Source organism: Streptomyces sp. NPDC057963, assembly GCF_042887155.1.
Lineage (GTDB): Bacteria > Actinomycetota > Actinomycetes > Streptomycetales > Streptomycetaceae > Streptomyces.
The window spans coordinates 218,784-239,003 of record NZ_JBHVPX010000010.1 but is presented as its reverse complement, the minus strand read 5'-3'; the positions used below and the strand labels follow the sequence as shown (position 1 = coordinate 239,003).

17 protein-coding genes are annotated in these 20,220 nt (G+C 70.5%); 2 read left to right on the top strand and 15 right to left on the bottom strand.

Annotated elements, in window-relative coordinates:
- Positions 1-64: 64 nt before the first annotated feature.
- The 3 genes from ACFVT1_RS24165 to ACFVT1_RS24155 all read right to left on the bottom strand — a co-directional run bounded on the left by ACFVT1_RS24165 (position 65) and on the right by ACFVT1_RS24155 (position 2,093).
- Positions 65-481 (bottom strand): nuclear transport factor 2 family protein, encoded by a 417-nt coding sequence (locus ACFVT1_RS24165; protein WP_389798880.1) that lies wholly within the window; start codon positions 479-481, stop codon positions 65-67.
- A gap of 215 nt (positions 482-696) precedes the next feature.
- Entirely contained in the window at positions 697-1,275 is a 579-nt protein-coding gene (locus ACFVT1_RS24160) for a dihydrofolate reductase family protein (protein WP_389798877.1), read from the bottom strand.
- Positions 1,276-1,424: 149 nt separating this feature from the next.
- Positions 1,425-2,093: a class I SAM-dependent methyltransferase gene (locus ACFVT1_RS24155; protein WP_389798876.1), complete on the bottom strand. Its 669-nt coding sequence runs from the start codon at positions 2,091-2,093 to the stop codon at positions 1,425-1,427.
- A gap of 65 nt (positions 2,094-2,158) precedes the next feature.
- On the opposite strand from ACFVT1_RS24155, the gene ACFVT1_RS24150 reads away from it, so the two are divergent.
- Entirely contained in the window at positions 2,159-3,196 is a 1,038-nt protein-coding gene (locus tag ACFVT1_RS24150) for a hypothetical protein (RefSeq protein ID WP_389798873.1), read from the top strand.
- A 135-nt stretch (positions 3,197-3,331) separates the two neighbouring features.
- On the opposite strand, the gene ACFVT1_RS24145 is transcribed toward ACFVT1_RS24150, so the two are convergent.
- On the bottom strand, positions 3,332-3,847 hold the full coding sequence (locus tag ACFVT1_RS24145) for a DinB family protein (protein ID WP_389798870.1): 516 nt from the start codon (positions 3,845-3,847) through the stop codon (positions 3,332-3,334).
- 250 nt (positions 3,848-4,097) lie between these two features.
- On the opposite strand from ACFVT1_RS24145, the gene ACFVT1_RS24140 reads away from it, so the two are divergent.
- Entirely contained in the window at positions 4,098-5,345 is a 1,248-nt protein-coding gene (locus ACFVT1_RS24140; protein ID WP_389798868.1) for an MFS transporter, read from the top strand.
- Between the two features lie 33 nt (positions 5,346-5,378).
- On the opposite strand, the gene ACFVT1_RS24135 is transcribed toward ACFVT1_RS24140, so the two are convergent.
- The 11 genes from ACFVT1_RS24135 to pucD form a co-directional block, all read right to left on the bottom strand.
- Positions 5,379-6,083, bottom strand: coding sequence for a DUF4097 family beta strand repeat-containing protein (locus tag ACFVT1_RS24135; RefSeq protein ID WP_389798866.1), 705 nt, complete (start codon positions 6,081-6,083; stop codon positions 5,379-5,381).
- 226 nt (positions 6,084-6,309) lie between these two features.
- The gene (locus ACFVT1_RS24130; RefSeq protein WP_389798863.1) at positions 6,310-7,002 is read right to left on the bottom strand and encodes an urease accessory protein UreD; all 693 of its coding nucleotides are present in this window, start codon (positions 7,000-7,002) and stop codon (positions 6,310-6,312) included.
- Between the two features lie 50 nt (positions 7,003-7,052).
- Complete coding sequence (gene ureG, locus ACFVT1_RS24125) at positions 7,053-7,715, bottom strand: urease accessory protein UreG (RefSeq protein WP_389799122.1); 663 nt, start codon at positions 7,713-7,715, stop codon at positions 7,053-7,055.
- 97 nt (positions 7,716-7,812) lie between these two features.
- Complete coding sequence (locus ACFVT1_RS24120; RefSeq protein WP_389798860.1) at positions 7,813-8,478, bottom strand: urease accessory protein UreF; 666 nt, start codon at positions 8,476-8,478, stop codon at positions 7,813-7,815.
- Complete coding sequence (locus ACFVT1_RS24115; RefSeq protein ID WP_389798858.1) at positions 8,478-10,181, bottom strand: urease subunit alpha; 1,704 nt, start codon at positions 10,179-10,181, stop codon at positions 8,478-8,480. Before ACFVT1_RS24115 ends, ACFVT1_RS24120 begins: the two co-directional genes overlap by 1 nt.
- 1 nt (position 10,182) lies before the next feature.
- Positions 10,183-10,503 carry an urease subunit beta gene (gene ureB / locus ACFVT1_RS24110; protein ID WP_389798856.1) on the bottom strand — a complete coding sequence of 107 codons (321 nt, stop codon included), beginning with the start codon at positions 10,501-10,503 and terminating at the stop codon, positions 10,183-10,185.
- On the bottom strand, positions 10,500-10,802 hold the full coding sequence (locus tag ACFVT1_RS24105) for an urease subunit gamma (RefSeq protein ID WP_389798853.1): 303 nt from the start codon (positions 10,800-10,802) through the stop codon (positions 10,500-10,502). Before ACFVT1_RS24105 ends, ureB begins: the two co-directional genes overlap by 4 nt.
- A gap of 241 nt (positions 10,803-11,043) precedes the next feature.
- Entirely contained in the window at positions 11,044-14,700 is a 3,657-nt protein-coding gene (locus ACFVT1_RS24100; protein WP_389799119.1) for a S8 family serine peptidase, read from the bottom strand.
- A gap of 208 nt (positions 14,701-14,908) precedes the next feature.
- Positions 14,909-16,060: an XdhC family protein gene (locus ACFVT1_RS24095; RefSeq protein ID WP_389798851.1), complete on the bottom strand. Its 1,152-nt coding sequence runs from the start codon at positions 16,058-16,060 to the stop codon at positions 14,909-14,911.
- Between the two features lie 57 nt (positions 16,061-16,117).
- Complete coding sequence (locus tag ACFVT1_RS24090) at positions 16,118-17,569, bottom strand: NCS2 family permease (protein WP_389798848.1); 1,452 nt, start codon at positions 17,567-17,569, stop codon at positions 16,118-16,120.
- Between the two features lie 266 nt (positions 17,570-17,835).
- Positions 17,836-20,220, bottom strand: a complete 2,385-nt coding sequence (gene pucD, locus ACFVT1_RS24085) for a xanthine dehydrogenase subunit D (RefSeq protein WP_389798846.1) — start codon at positions 20,218-20,220, stop codon at positions 17,836-17,838.

Below are 20,220 nucleotides of genomic sequence, written 5' to 3'. Positions count from 1 at the left end.
GGGCGTCATATGTGACATGTCATGTGCGGCTTGTCCGTGCGGAAGGAGCGACACATGTGACATGTCATGTGGGCCGCTTGTCCGTGCCGGACGGAGCGCGTCGCGCGGAGATCGTGCGGCGGCTGATGCGCCACCCCTTCTCGCCGCGCACGATCAGGTCCTCGTACGTCACGCTTCCGCACATGCCGTCCGCCCTGATGCCGATCCCTTTGGACCGGGCGCGCACCTGGTCGTCGCTCACCTCGGTGAGGACGATGTTGGTGACGTGGTGGCCCACGGGGCCGTGCTCCCCCATCGCCCGTGCCGCGTCCCGGACGGCCCCGGGCCCGTGCATCGATCCATGCCCCAGGGCCGACGCGTCGTAGACGACGTCGTCGGTGAACAGCTCGTCCAGCCGGTCGAGTTCACCGTCATCGATCAGATGCCCGTGCAGGCCGATCAGTTCCGTGATCGCCATGCGGTCCTCTACGCCGAGTGTCATCGCCTGCCCTCTCGCCAGTCCATCGGTTCGCCAGTTCGTCAGAGCTCGTGAGTTCTCGCGAGTTCTCGTCCGTGTTCACGAGTGAGTTGCCGTCAGCTCCTGTCAGGGTTCGTGAGTGAGTTCTCGCCAGTTCTCGTGACAGTGCGGCAGTTATACGGGAGAGCCCCTCGCGTGGCCCGGTGGAACAGCCGGGACGCCTCCGCGACGCGTGGAGTTCATTCCGGTGGAGCAGCCGTGGGCCGCTCGTAACGCAGGAGCACGACCCCATTGCCGAAGGTCCGGGTCTCGGTCAGGCGGAGGGCGGTCGCGGTGTCCGATGCCGGGAAGAGGGGCTTGCCCCGTCCGATGAGAACCGGGTGGACATAGACGCGGTACTCGTCGATCAGGCCGTGCCGCATGAAGGACGCGGCGAGATCGGCACCACCGAGGGCCAGGTCTCCGCCGGGCTGTGCCTTGAGAGCCGTGATCTCGCCGATGTCCACCTCCCGCTTGATGGTCGTGTTCCATTGGGCCCGCTCCAGCGTCCGGGAGAACACGATCTTGGGCATGTCCCGCCAGATTCCGGCGAACTCCGCCACGGGTGCGGTACTTGAGGGGTCGGAGTCGGCGGTCGGCCAGAACCCCGCCATGAGCTCATATGTCACACGGCCGTCCAGGAAGCCGCCCATGGTCCTGAGCTGCTGGTTGAAGTGCCGGTGCAGTTCGTCGTCGACCAGGTGCCAGTCGATCTCACGGCCCGGCCCCTCGATGAAGCCGTCGAGCGACGTCGACATCATCAGGATGATCTTCCTCATCGCAATCGGTTCCGTTCTCTCTCCTCGTCGCGGTCCGACCCGGCTCTCGCCTGTCGTCAGGGGCCGGTCCGGCTCTCGCCTCTCGTCGGGTACCGGCCCGGTTCTCGCCTCTCGTCGGGTACCGGCCCGGTTCTCGCCTCTTGTCGCGGTCAGCGCCCGCCGGGGCCGTCGCGCCATACGAGTGTGTAGCGCCAGAACAGCCTGCGACGCAGTCTCACACCGGGCAACACCTGACGCGCCTGATGAACGATGTCTGCGTAGGTCATCTCGGCCGGCCGGGTCCTTGCGGTCATGGAGCCGGGGAGGGAAACCCTGCGCCCCTTGTTCTTGATCAAGGCCATGGCGACATTCAGCGGAACCGAGGCGAGACCCAGCAGGTGGTCCCCGCAGGTCGCCTCCCGGGCGACGCCCACCACCGCCAGGGTTCCGCCGGGCGCCAGATGCCCCCGGAAGCGGGTGAGAGCGTTGGTGAACGGCAGGTGGTGGACAGTGGCGACGCAGGTGATGACATCGTAGGGGCCGGGCGGAATCCCGCTCGGCGCGTCCGCGACGGCGAAGGTCACCGGAGCGGCCGGGGCGGTCAGTTGACGAGCCCGTGCCACGATGTCCGGGTCGGAGTCGATTCCGTGCACTGCCTTCGCCCGTGCCGCCAGGAGCCGGGCCAGTTCTCCGGCGCCGGAGCCGACGTCCAGGGCTCTGTCGCAACTGCTGGGGAGCTGACGCAGAATCCACCGGTGGTAGTGGGCGTTGTGGTCCCACGGCCGGGCGGCGTGGAAGCGATCGAGCCCCTGGACGATTCGGTGCAGCAGCTTTGTCATGCCGTGATTCCATCAGACCGGCGTCCCGAGCAGTGGGTGGCAGAAGAGCAGTGAAAGGACTCGGTATGAGAGTCGGTACGGCCCGAGCGGCCGCGGCGCGTTGGGTCGAAGAGCACGCCCGACCCGATTCCGGATTCCGCGGCGCCTACTTCAGCGGATCGACGGTCGGCCTGCCGGACGAGGCCGAACTCTCCCCCTTCTCCGACGTCGACATCGTCGTCGTCACGGCCGAGCACGACCCGCCGGACAAGCCGGGCAAGCTCCGCTTCCGCGGTGCGCTGCTCGAAGTCAGCCATGTGTCGTGGGACGACCTCGCCTCGGCGGACGACGTACTCTCCTCCTACCACCTGGCGGGGAGCTTCCGCCGCGACACGGTCATCGCCGACCCGACCGGCCACCTGCGCGGACTGCGGGCGCACGTGTCGCAACGGTTCGCCGAGCGGTCCTGGGTGCGCCGCAGATGCCTGGACGCGGAGCGCCGGATCGAGACCCGCCTCGCCGCGTTCGACACCTCGGCGCCCTTCCACGAACAGGTGACGGCCTGGCTGTTCCCCACCGGGGTGACCACCCATGTCCTGCTCGTCGCCGCCCTGCGCAACCCCACCGTCCGGTTGCGCTACCCGGCGGCTCGCGCGGTCCTCACCGACTACGGGCAGGCGCACCGGTATCCGGAGCTGCTGGAGCTCCTGGGATGCGCGCGGCTGTCCGCCCGCAGGACGGGGCAACATCTGGACGAGCTGGCCCGTACGTTCGACGCGGCCGCGCGGGTCGCCCGTACCCCGTTCTTCTTCAGCAGCGACATCACCGCCGAGGCACGGCCGATCGCCATCGAGGGAAGCCGGCAGCTCATCGAGCGGGGCGACCACCGCGAAGCCGTCTTCTGGATCATCGCGACGTTCGCACGCTGTCACGCCGTCCTGGCCGCTGACGCACCGGACCTGCACGTCGCGCGCCTGCCGGCCTTCCGTGAGGCCGTCGCCGATCTCGGCGTCACGTCCACCGAAGACCTCCTCCACCGCGCCGACGAAGTCATCGGATACCTCCCACGACTCCGGCAGACCGCTGCGGACATCCTGGCAGCCAACACCGGCATCACCGACTGACTCTGCCGAGATGGATGCAGCCGCCAGGGTGTGGGCGGCCGACGAGGCGAGTGCGGGCGACGAGGCGGGGTCGACCGATGATGCGGTGCGGCGGGGGTGGGCGGCCGACGAGGTGTGTGCGGCCCGGGGGCCGGGTCAGTAGTAGCCCGTCTCGCCGTCCAGGATCTCCCTGATGGCGTCCAGGTGGCCCGCGTGCCGGGCGGTCTCCTCGATCATGTGGAACATGATCCAGCGCAGGCTCGCGGCCGAGGCGTCGAAGTCCGGGTGGCGGCCCACGTCGTCGAGCGACTGCGCCGCGATGATCTCGTTCGACACCGCGATCTGCCGGTCGTAGGCGTCGATGAGCTCCGCGAGCGGGACGTCCTCGACCATCATGTCGGCGTCCTCGGGCCCGTCCAACATGGGCCCCACGGCCGGACGGCCCAGCAGGACGACCTCGTACCAGAGGTGCTCGGCCCAGCGGAGGTGTGACATGACACCGGCCACCGTCATGTGCGGCGAGGACGGGAGGACGGACCGATGGGCGTCCGTCTCCGACAGCCCGTCGCACTTCCAGCGGGCGACCGCACGCTGCATGTCGAGCCAGCCGACGAGCTGGGTCCGCTCGTCCGCGTCGTAGGGAGGACGGTTACGGGAGGGGGAGGGCGACATGTACGCCGACGCTACCCGACGTGCTGTCACACCTCACAGCGCTTTTCCGGCCCCTGCCCGCCCCCGCCCTCCTTCCTGGCGCACCCTCCACAACCCACCTCTCCCCCTGGTACGTTGGCCGGCATGTTCCTCTCCTGTGCGTAGGACCCCGTACTAACCGCACCCACCCCCTCCCACCGGGTGCGGCCCTTCGGAGTCCCCGCATGCCCGCAGCGCCGTGCACCGCGCTGCCCTCACGAGGAATGTCCCCATGCTCTCGCCCTCACCCGCGCCTTCGCGCAACCCGTCGTACGCCACGGTCCTGCGTACCCGCCACGCCTCCCGCACCTTCGGTGCCGCACTGCTGGGACGGCTCTCGTACGGGCTGGTCTCCCTCTCCCTGATGCTGGCGGTGAAGGACGCCACCGGTTCGTACTCGGCCGCGGGCGCCGTCATGGCCCTGTTCGGCGCCACCAGCGTCTTCCTCTCCCCCGTCCGTGCCGCGCTGATCGACCGGCACGGGCCCCACCGGGCCCTGCCGCCGATGGCCGGTGTCTACTCCGCACTGCTCGCCGCCCTGGCGTACGCCACCTGGCGGCCGGGGGCCTCCGCGCTCCTGCTGGGGACACTCGCCGTGACGGCGGGCGCCTGCACACCGCCGCTGGGTCCGGTGATGCGGACCGTGTGGAGCAGCCTCGTTCCGGAACGGGAGCTGTTGCAGCGCGCGTACAGCCTGGACGGCGTCGCCGAGGAACTGCTGTTCGTCACCGGGCCGTTGCTGGTGGGCGTGCTCATCGGGTTCACCGTCCCCGCGGCGGGCGTCGCGACCAGTGCCGCACTCGTGCTGGTGGGCACCCTGGCGCTGGTGTCCTCGCCCGCGGTGCGCGGCATAGGCGCCGCACCGCCGGCGGAGAAGGCCGCCGGGTCGCGGGACGCGCCCCGTGAGCAGCGGCTGCTCGGCATGGCGGGGCTGCGGCACGCCGCGCTCGTGGCAGCGTCCGTGGGGCTGTGTCTGGGGGCCCTGGATCTCCTGGTGGTGGCGTTCACCGAGCAGCACCACCGGGGAGCGGCCGTGGCCTGGGTGCTGGCCGCTCTCTCGGCGGGAAGCGCGGTCGGCGGGCTCGCCTACGGTGCCGTCTCCTGGCGTGCGTCGCACCGGGTGCGACTGCCCGTCCCGGCCGCCGGCCTGGCGGTGGCGATGGTGGCGGCCGGGCTGTCGCCCGACGTGTACGTGCTGGTCGCGGTGGTCGCCGCCGCAGGGGTGTTCGTCGCCCCCGCCCTGACGACCGCGTATCTCGTCGCGGACGAGTCCGTGGGCACGGGCAGCCGCACACAGGCGGGTGCGTGGGTCAACACCGCCGTCAACGCCGGGTCCTCGGCGGGTACTGCGGCGGTGGGTCTGCTGGTGGGCCGCCTGCCGACGGCGGTCTGCTTCGCGGTCGCGGCGGCCCCCGCGCTACTGTGTGCGGCCGTCGTGGCGCGCGGCGCGGTCGGCCGCCGCCGGATCAGCCGTTCCTGACCGTGATCGAGCTGTTGGCCGTGGTCGGCCGGATCAGTCGTTCTTGACCGTGATCGAGCCGTTGGTGGTGGTCAGATCGATCTCGTGCTTGCCCGCCGGGTCGTTGTCGATGCCGATGTTCTTGTGACCGTGGTGCGTGCTGGCGGTGACCCTGTACCGGCCGGTCGGCACGGTGACGACGATGGACCCGTTGGAGGTTTCGGCCCGGACGTCCTGCGGGTTCAGCGGAGTCAGTTCGATCCGCCCGTTGGAGGTCCTGGCCCGGACGGGACCGGCCAGACCGCGCGCCTCGATCCGGCCGTTGGAGGTGTGCACATCGGCCGGGCCGGTCACTCCGTCCAGCTCGATCCGTCCGGAGTGCGTGGTCACGTCCACCGCCCCGACTCGGGCCAGTACGACGGAGCCCGAGGAGGTTCCGCCCGAGACCGGGAGTCCCGCGGGCACGTCGACGGTGTAGGACACCGAGCACTCGTTGCCGCAGCCGCTCAGCACCAGGACACCGTTCTCGACCCGGTGCGACGCGCCATGGGGCTTGTCTCCCCGGTAGCGCACCGAGCGGTGCAAAGATGCCTCGGTGCCCTTCGGCACGCCCCGCAGATTCACCCGGCCGGCGCCGAGATCCAGCCTGACGGAGGTGATCCTCTGCGGCACCCGGGCGTCGTCCTCGAAACTGTTCCAGTCGATGAGGCCGCACGCGCCGAGCCCGATCAGACCGCTTCCCACCATCGTTGTGGCCATGAACACCCTGGGCCAACGCATGACTCTCCCCCTGGATCCGCCTCATCGATCTCCGGCCCACTCGGGGCCGTTGCTCGACGCAGGCTATCCACGGGCGTTCCGTGGCGACCATGGGGAAATCCCCCGGACCGGGCGGGGGAATACCCGTCGGCGCATCCAGTCCTGACGGGGCATCATGCAGAAATCGCCGACGGGGCGCCGTCGAGTTCCACGGTACGGAGATGCCTCAGGCGGAGAGCCAGTCCGCCCAGACCGCGGACAGCTCCGCCTCGACCGCCGGCGCCACCGTGTCCAGGAGCCGCACCTGCGTCCCCGGGCCGGCCAGTTCCATGCGGTACGGGTGGGGCGCTCCGCCGGGTTTCGCACCGAGGGAGGTGACCGAGCCGACGACACGGTTCGGGCCCAGGATGCCAGGGAGTTCGCGCAGCTCCGGGTCCGTGAGATCCAGGTCCTCGACCAGCAGCTCATGGCCGTCGTACGTGGCACGGGTGGTCGCCCGCAGGCTGCCGCCCCGCTCACCGGAACGTCCCAGGACCAGGGTGTCGCGCCACAGCATCCGAGCACCGGACGCCAGCGCGATGTCCATCGAGCGCTCGACCCGGGCGCCCGTCGCAATCACGAACGGCCGGGCGTCCCAGCGCAGTTCTCCGCCCCCGGCGACGTCGACCCGGGCCCGCCACCTCGCCGTGCCACCGCGATGGTCGTACGCGACCAGGCCCGACGGTTCGACCAGCTCCAGGAGGGCCCCGGGGCCGACCGCGATGTGCAGCAGCAGATCGTCGCCCGCGAGCAAACCGGCCCGGGTACCGACCAGGGCGATCCGCACGCGGTCGGGGGACGGCAGCAGGGGGCGGGGGGCGAGGAACGCGCCGGGGCGCAGCTCGCGGGCGACGTGGCGGCCCGCTGCGTCGCGTTCCACGGAGACGACGGTGGGGTCGCCCGGCTCGGCGGGGGCGGCCGTCCGCCGGGTCACGAGTCGCCGTGGCTGTGGCTGTGGGGTGCCATGGGGCCCGGGTCGGTGGGAATGTGGGTGCCGTTGCGGTGCCGGACGAGCACCGCCCGTACCCAGTCGGCGAGTTGGGTGATCGACGCCGGGTCGTTCTTCGAGAGGGCGAGGACCGGCAGGTCGTCGCGGGCCTTCCGGGCGTCGGCGACCATGGTGTCCACGTCGACCTCGACGTAGGGCGCCAGGTCGGTCTTGTTGATGATCAGGAGGTCGGCGCCGGTGATGCCGGGGCCGCCCTTGCGGGCGACGTCCCCGCCGCCGGCGACGTCGATGCAGAAGAGCTGGGCATCTGCGAGGGCCGGGCTGAAGGTGGCGGTGAGGTTGTCGCCGCCGCTTTCGACGAGCACCAGGTCGAGCGGTCCGTACGCCTCCTCCAGATCCTCGACGGCGTCGAGGTTGGCGCTGACGTCGTCGCGGATCGCGGTGTGCGGGCAGGCACCGGTCTCGACGGCGCGGATGCGCTCGGTGGGCAGGACGCCGGCCGAGCGGAGGAAACGGGCGTCCTCGTCGGTGTAGATGTCGTTGGTGACGACGGCCATGGCGAGTTCACCGGCCAGCTCGCGGCACAGGGTGGCGAGGATCGAGCTCTTGCCGGTGCCGACCGGGCCCGCGACGCCGAGGCGCAGGGCGCGCGGCCGGTGGTCGTGCGGAGGGTGCCGGGGATGCTCGTGCCGGTGGGGGCCCTGGGCGGTTCGTACGTCTCGCTGCCGGTCGGACTGCTGGTCAGGCAAGGAAGAGTCTCCGTTCTCGTGGTGCGTGTTCGAGCGCCCACTGTTCGGTGAGCGGGGGCGTACGGGCGGGCAGTTCGGCCGGGTTCCGTACGGCGAGGGCCTCGGCCGCCGCGGCCGTGGCGTGCGGCTCCGCGGCGAGGATCCAGGCGACGGTGTCGAGGGGGTCACCGGGCAGCAGCTTGAGTGCCGCGGAGGCGACGGTCTGCAGTTCGTCGTAGACGACGGCGTGGGCGAGTTCCTCCTCCGACACCTTCATGACGGCCCCGAGGGCGCCGAGCGCGACCGGCCTCAGCGGGCGGGGACGGATCGCGGACAGGGCGGTGACCGCGGGGTGGTGCGGGGCGAGCCGTCGCGCCAGGCGGTGCACGCCGCGGCCGAGCGTCGCCGATGCCTCGCGCAGGGGTGCGGCGGGGGTCCGGGCCGCGAGGGCCTGTTGTACGGGGCCGTAGTCCACCGGGTCCTGTCCTGCGGCCCGCAGGGCGAGTACGGCGGCGGCCGCCTCGGTGACCGCCGCGGTGCTCAGCCGGGCTCGCAGGAGTGCGGGGATGCGGTCACGGGTGAGGCCGGCCGCGACGGCCGGTTCGAGGCCCGCGCTGTAGGTGTACGCGCCGACCGGGAGCCGTCCGTCGGCGAGCAGGAGAGGTGCCAGGCCCGTCATCAGAACATGGAGTACCGCTGGGCGAGCGGCAGTTCGGTGGCGGGCGCGGGCTCGACGGGCTCTCCGTCGATACGGATCGCGAAGGTCTCCGGATCGACGTCGATGTCCGGGAGCGCCGTGTTGTTCGGCAGGTCCGCCTTGGTGAGGTGGCGGGTGGGCCGCACGGCGACCAATTCCCGTACGAGACCGAGGCGTTCGGCGAGTCCGTCCGCCAGGGCCGCCGGGGCGACGAAGCTGACCGAGAGATGCGGGGCGGCGTCGGCCGCGGCGGTGGGGCGCAGCAGGACGGGTTGGGTGGTCGGGATCGCTGCGTTGGCGTCGCCGAGGGGCGCGTACACCACCATGCCGCCCTTGATCACGGCGGCGGGACGGATGCCGAAGAAGGCGGGGTCCCACAGCACCAGGTCGGCGAGCTTGCCGGGTTCGACGGAGCCGACGACATGGTCGATGCCATGGGCGACGGCGGGGCAGATCGTGTACTTGGCGATGTAGCGGCGGGCCCGTTCGTTGTCGGCGGGCAGTTCGCTGCCGCGGTCTCCGAAGCGCTGCTTCATGGTGTGGGCGACCTGCCAGGTGCGGCAGACGACCTCGCCGATCCGGCCCATGGCCTGGGCGTCGGAGGAGGTGATGGAGAGGGCTCCGATGTCGTGCAGGACGTCTTCGGCGGCGATGGTGGTGGCGCGGATGCGGGACTCGGCGAAGGCGAGGTCTTCGGGGACGCGCGGGTTGAGGTGGTGGCAGACCATCAGCATGTCGAGGTGCTCCGCGACGGTGTTGACGGTGTGCGGGAGCGTCGGATTGGTGGACGCGGGAAGGACGTTGGGGTGGGAGGCGACGGTGATGATGTCGGGGGCGTGGCCGCCGCCCGCGCCTTCGGCGTGGAAGACGTGGATGCCGCGTCCGGCGATGGCGCCCAGGGTTCCTTCGACGTAGCCGGTCTCGTTGAGGCTGTCGGCGTGCAGGGCGACCTGGAGGCCGTAGGCGTCGGCCGCCTTCAGTGCGGCGTCGATGGCGGCGGGGGTGGCGCCCCAGTCCTCATGGACCTTGTAGCCGCCGGCACCGCCGAGCGCCGCCTCGCGCAGTGCCTCCTCACCGACGGTCGAACCCTTGCCGAACAGCATGATGTTGAGCGGGACGCGGTCCAGGGACCGGTGCATCATCGCGAGGCTCCAGGCGCCGGGGGTGACGGTGGTGGCCTTGGATCCTTCGGTGGCTCCGGTGCCGCCGCCGATGACGGTGGTGGTGCCGGTGGCGAGGGCCTCGTGCAGGGTCTCCGGCATCAGGAAGTGGACGTGGGTGTCGACGGCTCCGGCGGTGAGGATGCGGCCCTCGCCGGAGACCACGTCGGTGCCGGGGCCGATCACCAGATCGGGGTGGACGCCGTCGCTGATGTCGGGGTTGCCGGAGCGGCCGAGGGCGACGATCCGGCCGGCCCGGACGCCGACGTCGGTCTTGACGATGCCCCAGTGGTCGAGGACGACGGCATTGGTGATGACGAGGTCCAGGGCGCCGTCGGCACGTGAGGTGGTGGCCTGGCCCATGGATTCGCGGATGGACTTGCCACCGCCGAACACCGCCTCGTCGCCACCGAAGCAGCGGTCCTCCTCGACCTCGATCCAGAGGTCGGTGTCGGCGAGGCGGACACGGTCCCCGGCGGTGGGGCCGTAGAGCGACGCGTAGGCGGCGCGAGTCAGCTGTGCCATGTCACATGTTGTCCGTTCGTGCGGTACGGGTGCCGGGCACGACGATGCCGGGAACCTTCCGGTGGCCTCCCAGTTCGACGAGGGTGACTTCGGCACCGACTCCGGGTTCGAAGCGCAGGGACGTACCGGAGGGAATATCGAGCCGGAATCCCTCGGTCAGGGGCCGGTCGAAGGAAAGGGCGGGATTCGCGTCGGAGAAATGCAGATGCGATCCGATTTGAATGGGCCGATCACCGTCGTTCACTACGGTCACATTCAATTGAGTACGGGTGTCATTGATTTTCACTACGCCGGATCCGGTCCGGATCTCACCGGGGATCACGGGATCGGCGAGGTGATCGTGACGAGCTTGCGCCCGTCCGGGAAGGTTGCCTCGACCTGGACGTCGTGCAGCATCTCGGGGACGCCTTCGAGCACGTCAGCGCGGGTGAGGACGGACCGCCCTGCGGTCATCAGGTCGCTGACGCGGGCGCCTTCACGGGCACGTTCCATGGCCCAGCAGGCGAGCAGGGCGACGGCCTCGGGGTAATTGAGGCGCACACCGCGCTCCCGCCGGTCCCGGGCAACCATTCCGGCAACACTCAGCAGCAATTTCTCCGTGTCGGACGGAGTCAGAAACATGGGAAACCTCCGTGGCGGCAGTCCCCGGAATTCCCGGAATCGCTTCGGCCACGTTCCTCTTATAAACCTGCCGACGCCACCGTGGCAACTTGCACCGCACCGCGATAAGTCCCTTTCTCTCCTTATCGCCCGCCATATACGGGCAAAGCTGACAAATTTTGGTCACCAAGGGAACCAAAAAGAGGCGGCCGCACACCCCGGTCAGGGAGGTGCGGCCGCCTCAGGAACGGAGCTCAGCAGGTCACTTCAGGCCGAATGCCCGAATGATCTCCTGATCGACTCCGAGCCCGTCGGCCGCCTCGGCGTGAGCCTTGAGCGAGACGAACGAGCCGCCCTTCTTCGGCGTCTTGAACCGGGCGGTCCAGGAACCGGCCGAGTCCTTGCGCAACTGCGCCGCGCTCCAGGTCTTCCCGTCGTCGTAGCTGACCGACAGCGAGGCCTTGGCGGCCTTCACCGCGCCGTCCAGCCACTCCTGCGTGCCGGAGGAGAGACCGATCTCGGTCCACTTGCCGGCGGTGACATCGCCGGCGAGGTCGGTGTCGACCTTGTAGTCCAGCTGGAGCATCGGGATGTCGGCCTGGTACGGGCCGTTCTCGTCCATGGCGCCCGAGACGAAGTTCCACTCGGTGTGCGTACGGGTGGACGTCTTCCACACGTCGCCGTCCCGGGCGGAGTCGAGCACGAAGCGGTACGGCAGCTTCTGCGACGAGACGTCCCACGCGTACCCTGCCCGGCCCGCGACCTTCTTGATCAGGGTGTCGCCCTGGTAGAAGGCAGTGGTGGTGGTGTCGTACTCGTCCTCCGGCATCGAGCCCGAGTGGCCCGTGCCCGAGTCCGTCCACGGGGTGAAGTTGAACTGGATGTCGTTGTTGACGGACCGGAACGGACCCCAGTAGCCGGTGCCCAGACGCGGGCGGGTGATCGGCGCGAACCACTCGGCCGGGTAGGTGCGGCCGGCCTTGTAGTCCAGTTCGCCGCTGCGCATCTCCTGGGCGGTGCCCGATCCGTCGGCGTCGAGGACCGAGTGGTTCTCGTACCAGAAGGAGGCGCCCGGAAGCGGGGTGACCCACTCGTCGCGGGTGCCGGGGAACTTCTCGTACTCCTCGAAACCGATACCCGGGCCGTAGTCCGGGATGTCGTAGCGGTAGCCGCCGCCGAGGACGCCCTTGTGGCTGTAGAAGGTGTTCTCCACCTTCGCCAGCTGACGGGCGGGCGGGGCGAACTCCAGCGAACGGTCCGGGATGACGCCGTCGTGGCGGTCGACCAGGTCGTACACGTAGCGCGCGAACAGGCGCTGATCGATCGTCAGCTTCGCCCCGTGCCGTGCGGAGGCGATCAGGTCCTCGCCCGCCAGGCGCTGGACCGAGGCGACCGGGATGGCGCCCTTGGTCCCGTAGGGGGTGTAGCTCTCCATCAGGACGCCGTCGCCGTCGTTGACGACGAACAGCGCCGCGGCGCCCGCGGCCACCGCGTTGGCGAGCCGGTCGGCGGGAGCGACCGCGTCGCTGCGGCGGATCACGACGGCCTTGCCCTTGACGTCGAGGCCCTTGTAGTCGGCCACGGCCCCGGTGCCCGCGAAGACTCCGGCCAGCTTCTTCCTGCTGTCCTCGGCGATGGCCGCGCCGCCCTGCGGGGCGACCGGCACATCGCGGCCGCCGGCCGTCAGGCCGATCTGCTTCTCGCCCTGCCGCCAGCGGGTCAGGAAGGAGAAGCTGCCCTGTGTGACCTTCTTGGTCGGGCTCGCCCACAGCTCGTCGTAGATCAACGGGATCTGGTACGCGTCGCGCTGGACGACACCGTCCGGTGCGGTACGTGCCATGTCATATCGCAGCTGCCGGGTCTCGGTCTCCTTGGGCGTCCGCACGCTCACCTTGCGGGCCTTGGAGGCGTCGAGGGTGACCGTGGTCGCCTTGTCGAGGATGGTCTCGGGGGCCGCGAGGAAGGCCAGGGCCTTCGAGTCGGCGCGGTCACCGGTGATGTCGGCGGCCGTCCATGCGGTGTAGTTGCCCGGCGGCAGCCTCAGCGTGGTCTCTCCCGACACCTGGACGACGTCCAGGTTCGGGTCGCCGAGCTCGGCGAGGACGACCTGGCCGTCCATCGGCTTGCCGTCGCGGTCACGGAGCCTGAGCGTCAGGTCGTAGAGCTCCTGCTCCTTGTTCAGGGCGAAGCCGGTGTGCGCGACGGTGGCGCCCGACGCGTCCTTGGCGATGACCTGACCGGAGAACCGGGTGTCGCTCGCGACCTTCGACGGGTCCAGCGAGAGCACGGCCTCGGCGGTGGAACCGGCCGGGACGGTCAGCTGCTTCGCCGACAGGGTGTAGGCCTCGGCGTCCGTGTCCGTGGCCAGGTCGAGCGTGACGTCCTTCGTACCGGTGTTGCGGTAGGTGATGGTCCGCTGGGCGACCGGGTCGGACGCGGAGTGCGGCCAGTCGTAGGAGGCGACCGCGACGGAGCCGGTCGCCTCGATCGTGGTGTCGACCGCCGCCTTCACATCGAGCCGGCCGGTGCCCTGCTCGTAGGGGGTGTACGCGTCGAGCTTCTTCGACGAGCTCATCAGCGCGTCCTTGATTCGCTGACCGGACCAGTCGGGGTGACGCTGTTTCAGAATCGCTGCGGCGCCCGCGACATGCGGCGTCGCCATCGACGTACCGGACATCGACTGGTACATCCCGCTGATGCCCGGAACGGCCTGCGAGGCAGCCGCGTTGATGTCCACACCCGGTGCGGACAGGTCGGGCTTCAGACCGTAGGACCTGACGAGCGGACCCATCGAGGAGAAGTCCGCGCGGTTGTCCTTCTTGTCCACGGCGGCGACGGTGAGCGCCTTGTCCGCCGAGCCGGGTGAGCCGATGGTGCCCGCGCCGTAGGCGTTGCCCGCGGCGATCACGAACAACGGCCCGCCGTCGGCGGAAAGGGCGTCGACGGCCTGGGACATCGGGTCGGAGCCGTCGTCCGGGATGCTGGAGCCGAGGCTCATGGAGACGACGTCGGCGCCTTCGGCCTTCGCCCACTCCATGGCTTCGATGATGCCGGAGTCCGCGCCGGAGCCCTCGTCGCTGAGCACCTTGCCGACGATCAGGCCGGCGCCCGGGGCCACGCCCTTGTTGACGCCTTCCGACGCGGCGCCGGAGCCCGCGATCGTGGAGGCGACGTGCGTGCCGTGGCCGTTCTTGTCGACGACCTCCTCGCCCGGGACGAAGCTCTTGGTTTCGAGGATGCGGTCCTTGACGTCCGGGTGGGTGGCGTCGATGCCGGTGTCCAGGACGGCGACCTTGGAGCCCTTGCCGTCGTAGCCCTCGGCCCATGCCTGCGGGGCGTTGACCTGCGGGACGGATTCCTTCAGCGCGGCCTCTACCCGGCCGTCGAGCCAGAGCTTGGCGATGCCGTCGCCCAGCGAACGGGCCGTGGGCGTACGGGAGATGTCGTTCCAGAAGGCCCGGGCGGTGTCCTTGTCCGCCCTCAACGCGGCACCGTGGATACTGCCCAGGGTGCGGGTCTTCTCGGCGCCGCGCGGGGCGGCGGGGAGCGAACGGCCCCGGCTCGCCGGGTAGGTGGCGATGAGCGGGATGCCGTCCGACCTCTTGTCGTCGTACCCCATCGCGGCGAGGGCCGAGACGTTGAACAGCCGGCGGTCCAACGTGCCCGCCGCGAGCAGGGATTCGGCCTCGTCGGGCAGGACGTAGAGGTCGTCGCCGGCCTGCTGGACATGCACGCCGCCGACCGCGCCGTCGGGCCGGTCCACGGTGACGGTGTCCTGCTTGCCGACGCCGTCCGTGTAGTGCACGACATCGCCCGTGAGCAGGGTGATGTCGTACTCCTTGACAGGGGCGGCGGCCTGGCGGCCGGCGGCCCCGGGCCGGTCTGCGGCCGCGGAAGCGGAGCCCGCTGCGGGAAGCATCGCGCCGCTCACCAGGGCGACCGAAGTCGCTATGAGCAGAGCCCGGCGACCCGCGCGGGCGGATCTCGCCCGGCCGGAAGCGGAGGAGGATGTGAATGTCATGCAGCAGATCTAAAAGCCAAAAGCACGGCTACTGTCAGGTTCACACCTGGCGTGAATCCGCCGTGGCGGCAACCCGCCCCGGAACGATCACGGTACGGAGGCCGCTTCAGGCCACCGATGTGATCACTCCCGTCGGCGTCCCATCACCCTCGTGGTGGATCGGCGTGTGCGCGCCCTTGAGCGGTGCGCCGCTGCCGCCGCGCCGGTCGGCGACGATTTCGGCGGCGATCGACAGCGCGGTCTCCTCGGGGGTACGGGCGCCGAGGTCGAGGCCGATCGGCGAGTGCAGCCTGGCCAGTTCCAGCTCCGTGACGCCGACCCCGCGCAGCCGGTCGTTGCGCTCCAGATGGGTGCGGCGCGAGCCCATCGCTCCGACGTACGCCACCGGCAGCCTCAACGCCAGCTCCAGCAGCGGGACATCGAACTTGGCGTCGTGGGTGAGGACGCACAGGACGGTGCGCGCGTCGACGTCGGTCGCCGCGAGATAGCGGTGCGGCCAGTCGACGACCAGTTCGTCGGCCTCCGGGAAGCGGGCCCTCGTGGCGAAGACGGGGCGGGCGTCGCACAAGGTGACGTGGTACCCGAGGAACTTTCCCGCCCGGACCAGTGCCGAGGCGAAGTCGATGGCACCGAAGACGATCATCCGGGGCGGTGGGACGCTCGATTCGACGAGCAGAGTCAGTGGTTGTCCACAGCGTGAGCCCTCGGCTCCGACGGTGACGGAGCCGGTGCGGCCCGCGTCCAGCATCGCGCGGACCTCGGCCGCCGCGGTGCGGTCCAGTTCCGGATGTCCGCCGAGCCCGCCCACGTACGAGCCGTCGGGGCGGACGAGCAGTGGGCGGCCGAGGAGGTCCGCGGGCCCGTCGGTGATCCTGGCGACCGCCGCCGCCGCCCCGCGTGCGGCGGCGGCGAGCGCGGCGGCGAACACCGCCCGTGCGGGGTCGTCCGCACGGACCGGTGCCACCAGGATGTCGATGACGCCGCCGCAGGTCAGACCGACCGCGAAGGCGTCCTCGTCGCTGTAGCCGAACCGCTCCCGTACGGTCCGTCCGTCGTCGAGGGCCTGCCCGCACAGCTCGTAGACCGCGCCTTCCACACACCCGCCGGAGACCGATCCGATCGCCGTGCCGTCACGGTCGACGGCGAGGGCGGCTCCCGGCTGCCGGGGCGCGCTCCCGCCGACCGCCACGACGGTGGCCACGGCGAAGTCGCGTCCCTGCTCGACCCACCGGTTGAGCTGCTCGGCGATGTCCAGCATGGCGTTTCTCCTTCTACGGGTGTGCGGAGGGGCCGGCCGGTCCCGGTACGGACCGGCCTACTTGGCGCCGATCCAACTCTCGATCGGGCTGAGGGCGAAGTACACGACGAACACTCCGGTCAGCACCCACATGAACGCGCCGACCTCACGGAACCTGGCCTGCGCCGCCTTGAGCGCGACGAAGGAGATCACCCCGGCGCCGACACCGGCGGTGATGGAGTACGTGAACGGCATCAGGGCCACGGTCAGGAAGACCGGCACCGCGACGGAGCGGTCGCTCCAGTCGACATGGCGGGCGTTCTGCATCATCATCGCGCCGATGACGACCAGCGCGGCGGCGGCTATCGGCCCCGGCACGATCTGCGCGAGGGGCGTGAAGAACAGCCCCGCGGCGAAGAGCACACCGGTGACGACGGAGGACAGACCCGTGCGGGCCCCTTCGCCGACGCCGGTCGCCGACTCGATGAAGACGGTCTGGCCGGAGGCTCCGGAGACGCCCCCGATCGCCCCGCCCGCGCCGTCGATGAACAGCGCCTTGGACAGGCCGGGCATCCGGCCCTTGCTGTCGGCGAGCCCGGCTTCCGTGCCGACGCCGATGATGGTCGCCATCGCGTCGAAGAAGCCGGCCAGGACCAGAGTGAAGACGATCATGCCCACGGTCATGACGCCGATGTCGCCCCAGCCGCCGAACTCGACCTGGCCGAAGAGCCCGAAGTCGGGCATCGAGACGGCGCTGCCCCGCAGTTCGGGTGCGCTGCCGCCCCACGCCTCGGGGCTGATGTCACCGACGGCGTTGACGACGACGGCGAGGACGGTACCGACGACGATGCCGATCAGGATCGCGCCGGGCACCTTGCGGGCCTGCAGCATGAAGATGAGCAGCAGGGTGACGCAGAAGAGCAGTACGGGCCAGCCGGAGAGCTGCCCGTCCACGCCGAGCGTGACCGGGGCACCCTTGCCGACGAAGCCGGCGTTGACCAGGCCGATCAGCGCGATGAACAGGCCGATGCCGATGGTGATGCCGTGCTTCAGGGCCAGCGGTATCGCGTTCATGATGATCTCGCGCAGCCCGGAGACGACCAGCAGCACGATCACCGCGCCGTACATCACGCACATGCCCATGGCCTGCGGCCACGTCATGTGGGGCGCCACCTGGGTGGCGAGCACACCGGAGACGGAGAGTCCCGCGGCGAGGGCGAGGGGCACCTTGCCGATGAAGCCCATCAGCAGGGTGGAGACGGCGGCGGCGAGCGCGGTCGCCGTGATCAGCCCGGCGTGGCCGAGGCGGTGATTCGCCGCGTCCGGCCCGGACAGCAGGAGCGGGTTGAGCAGAAGGATGTAGCACATCGCCATGAAGGTCGTGATGCCACCGCGCACTTCGCGTGCGACGGTGGAGCCACGGTCGGAGATGTGGAAGTACCGGTCGAGCCAGGATCTTCCGGCGGGAACGCGCGAGCCGGAGCCCGCGTCCTCCGCGATGGTCCCGGGCTCCACTGACTGCTGGGTCATGATGCCTGACTCCCAAGGTTCACAGGGGCACCCGCGATGATGAATCGAAATGCGGGATTTGGGATGACTGCGCTGGCGGCACGACCCGGGGGACGGCCCGAGGCGAACTGTTCATGCAGAGTGGAATGTGCAGGTAGCGCGGTACTGCTGCGTACGCCAAGGGCCGTGGACTGCACGGCACTTGGGGCTCCGGGCGGTGCGGGCGGCGGAACTGCGACGTTCCGGGGAGGCGCGCACCGCCCGGAGAGTCCGGGAGGAGCCGGGACTCAGGTGCCCGTGAGGTGCTCGGGGCGTACCGGTGTCCTGTTGAGCTCCAGGCCCGTCGCGTCGCGGATCGCCGCGAGGACGGCCGGGGTCGACGACAGGGTGGGGGCCTCGCCGATGCCGCGGAGCCCGTACGGGGCGTGGTCGTCGGCGAGTTCGAGCACATCGACCGGGATGGTCGGGGTGTCGAGGATGGTGGGGATCAGGTAGTCCGTGAAGGACGGGTTGCGCACCTTCGCGGTCTTCGGGTCGACGATGATCTCCTCCATGACGGCGACGCCCAGGCCCTGGGTGGTGCCGCCCTGGATCTGCCCCACGACGGAGAGCGGGTTGAGCGCCTTGCCGACGTCCTGGGCGCAGGCCAGTTCGACGACCTTGACGAGGCCGAGTTCGGTGTCGACCTCGACGACCGCGCGGTGCGCGGCGAAGGAGTACTGGACGTGGCCGTTGCCCTGTCCGGTACGGAGGTCGAACGCCTCGGTGGGCCGGTGGCGCCACTCCAGCTCGATGTCGACGGCCTCGTCCCCCAGCACGTCGACCAGATCGGCCAGCACTTCGCCGCCGTCGGTGACGACCTTGCCGCCCTCCAGGAGCAGTTCGGCGGTGGCCCAGGCGGGGTGGTACGTACCGAACTTGCGGCGTCCCATCTCCAGGACCTTCTCGCGGACGGCCTCGCAGGAGTGCTTCACGGCGCCACCGGTGACATAGGTCTGCCGGGAGGCGGAGGTGGAGCCGGCGGACCCGACCCGGGTGTCGGCCGGGTGGATGGTGACCTGGGCGACGCCGAGTTCGGTACGGGCGATCTGGGCGTGGACGGTGACGCCGCCCTGCCCGACCTCGGCCATGGCGGTGTGCACGGTCGCGACGGGTTCGCCGGCGATGGCCTCCATGCGCACCCGGGCGGTGGAGTAGTCGTCGAAGCCCTCGGAGAAGCCGACGTTCTTGAGGCCGACCGCGTAGCCGACGCCGCGCACGACGCCTTCGCCATGCGTGGTGTTGGACAGCCCGCCGGGCAGGGCCCGTACGTCCGCTTGTTCGCCCGCCACCTCCCACTGGCGCTCGGGCGGCAGCGGCCTGGCCTTGACCCGGCGCAGCAGCTCGGCGACCGGGGCGGGCGAGTCGACGACCTGCCCGGTCGGCAGGACGGTGCCCTGTTCCATGGCGTTGAGCTGCCTGAACTCGACCGGGTCCATGCCGAGTTCGGCGGCGAGCCGGTCCATCTGCGCCTCGTAGGCGAAGCACGCCTGGACCGCGCCGAAGCCGCGCATGGCACCGCACGGCGGGTTGTTGGTGTACAGCGCGACGGCCTCGATGTCGACGTCGTCGACGACATACGGGCCGACGCTGAGCGAGGAGGCGTTGCCGACGACGGCCGGAGAAGCGGAGGCATAGGCTCCGCCGTCCAGTACGATGCGACATCTCATATGGGTCAGCTTGCCGTCGCGGGTGGCGCCGTGCTCGTACCAGAGCTTGGCGGGATGACGGTGCACATGCCCGAAGAAGGACTCGAACCGGTTGTAGACGATCTTGACCGGCTTGCCGGTGCGCAGGGCGAGCAGGCAGGCGTGGATCTGCATCGACAGGTCCTCGCGGCCGCCGAAGGCGCCGCCGACCCCGGAGAGCGTCATGCGGACCTTGTCCTCGGGCAGGCCGAGGACGGGGGCGATCTGGCGCAGGTCGGAGTGGAGCCACTGGGTGGCGACGTACAGGTCGACGCCGCCGTCCTCGGCGGGCACGGCGAGTCCGGACTCGGGGCCGAGAAATGCCTGGTCCTGCATGCCGAAGACGTACTCGCCGCTGACCACGACATCGGCGCGGGCCGCCGCCGCGTCCGCGTCGCCGCGGACGATGGGCTGGCGGTGGACGATGTTGGGGTGCGGTACGTGCCCCGCGTGGTGGTCGTCGCGGCCCTCGTGGACGAGGGGCGCGCCGGGGGCGGTGGCGGAGGCCTCGTCGGTGACGAGGGGCAGTTCGCGGTAGTCGATCCTGATCTTCGCCGCGGCGCGACGGGCCGTCTCCGGGTGGTCGGCGGCGACGAGCGCCACCGGTTCGCCGTGGTGGCGGACCTTGCCGTGGGCGAGGACCGGGGTGTCCTGGATCTCCAGCCCGTAGTTCTTCACCGAGGTCGGCAGGTCGTCGTAGGTGAGCACCGCGTAGACGCCGGGGGTGGCGAGCGCTTCCGAGGTGTCGACGGAGACGATCTCGGCGTGCGCGACCGTGGAGCGCAGCGTGTGGCCCCAGAGCATGTCCTCGTGCCACATGTCGGAGGAGTACGCGAACTCTCCGGTGACCTTCAGGATGCCGTCGGGGCGCAGCGTGGACTCGCCGATGCCGCCCTTGGTGCGGGTGCCCTGATTGATGCTGGTGGGGTTGCCGGTAACGCCCAT

Coding starts and splice junctions, on each gene's coding strand:
- ACFVT1_RS24165 (WP_389798880.1), bottom strand. CDS start 481: ATGACACTCGGCGTAGAGGACCGCATGGCGATCACGGAACTGATCGGC.
- ACFVT1_RS24160 (WP_389798877.1), bottom strand. CDS start 1,275: ATGAGGAAGATCATCCTGATGATGTCGACGTCGCTCGACGGCTTCATC.
- ACFVT1_RS24155 (WP_389798876.1), bottom strand. CDS start 2,093: ATGACAAAGCTGCTGCACCGAATCGTCCAGGGGCTCGATCGCTTCCAC.
- ACFVT1_RS24150 (WP_389798873.1), top strand. CDS start 2,159: ATGAGAGTCGGTACGGCCCGAGCGGCCGCGGCGCGTTGGGTCGAAGAG.
- ACFVT1_RS24145 (WP_389798870.1), bottom strand. CDS start 3,847: ATGTCGCCCTCCCCCTCCCGTAACCGTCCTCCCTACGACGCGGACGAG.
- ACFVT1_RS24140 (WP_389798868.1), top strand. CDS start 4,098: ATGCTCTCGCCCTCACCCGCGCCTTCGCGCAACCCGTCGTACGCCACG.
- ACFVT1_RS24135 (WP_389798866.1), bottom strand. CDS start 6,083: ATGGCCACAACGATGGTGGGAAGCGGTCTGATCGGGCTCGGCGCGTGC.
- ACFVT1_RS24120 (WP_389798860.1), bottom strand. CDS start 8,478: ATGACGGGCCTGGCACCTCTCCTGCTCGCCGACGGACGGCTCCCGGTC.
- ACFVT1_RS24115 (WP_389798858.1), bottom strand. CDS start 10,181: ATGGCACAGCTGACTCGCGCCGCCTACGCGTCGCTCTACGGCCCCACC.
- ACFVT1_RS24105 (WP_389798853.1), bottom strand. CDS start 10,802: ATGTTTCTGACTCCGTCCGACACGGAGAAATTGCTGCTGAGTGTTGCC.
- ACFVT1_RS24100 (WP_389799119.1), bottom strand. CDS start 14,700: ATGCTTCCCGCAGCGGGCTCCGCTTCCGCGGCCGCAGACCGGCCCGGG.
- ACFVT1_RS24095 (WP_389798851.1), bottom strand. CDS start 16,060: ATGCTGGACATCGCCGAGCAGCTCAACCGGTGGGTCGAGCAGGGACGC.
- ACFVT1_RS24090 (WP_389798848.1), bottom strand. CDS start 17,569: ATGACCCAGCAGTCAGTGGAGCCCGGGACCATCGCGGAGGACGCGGGC.
- pucD (WP_389798846.1), bottom strand. CDS start 20,220: ATGGGCGTTACCGGCAACCCCACCAGCATCAATCAGGGCACCCGCACC.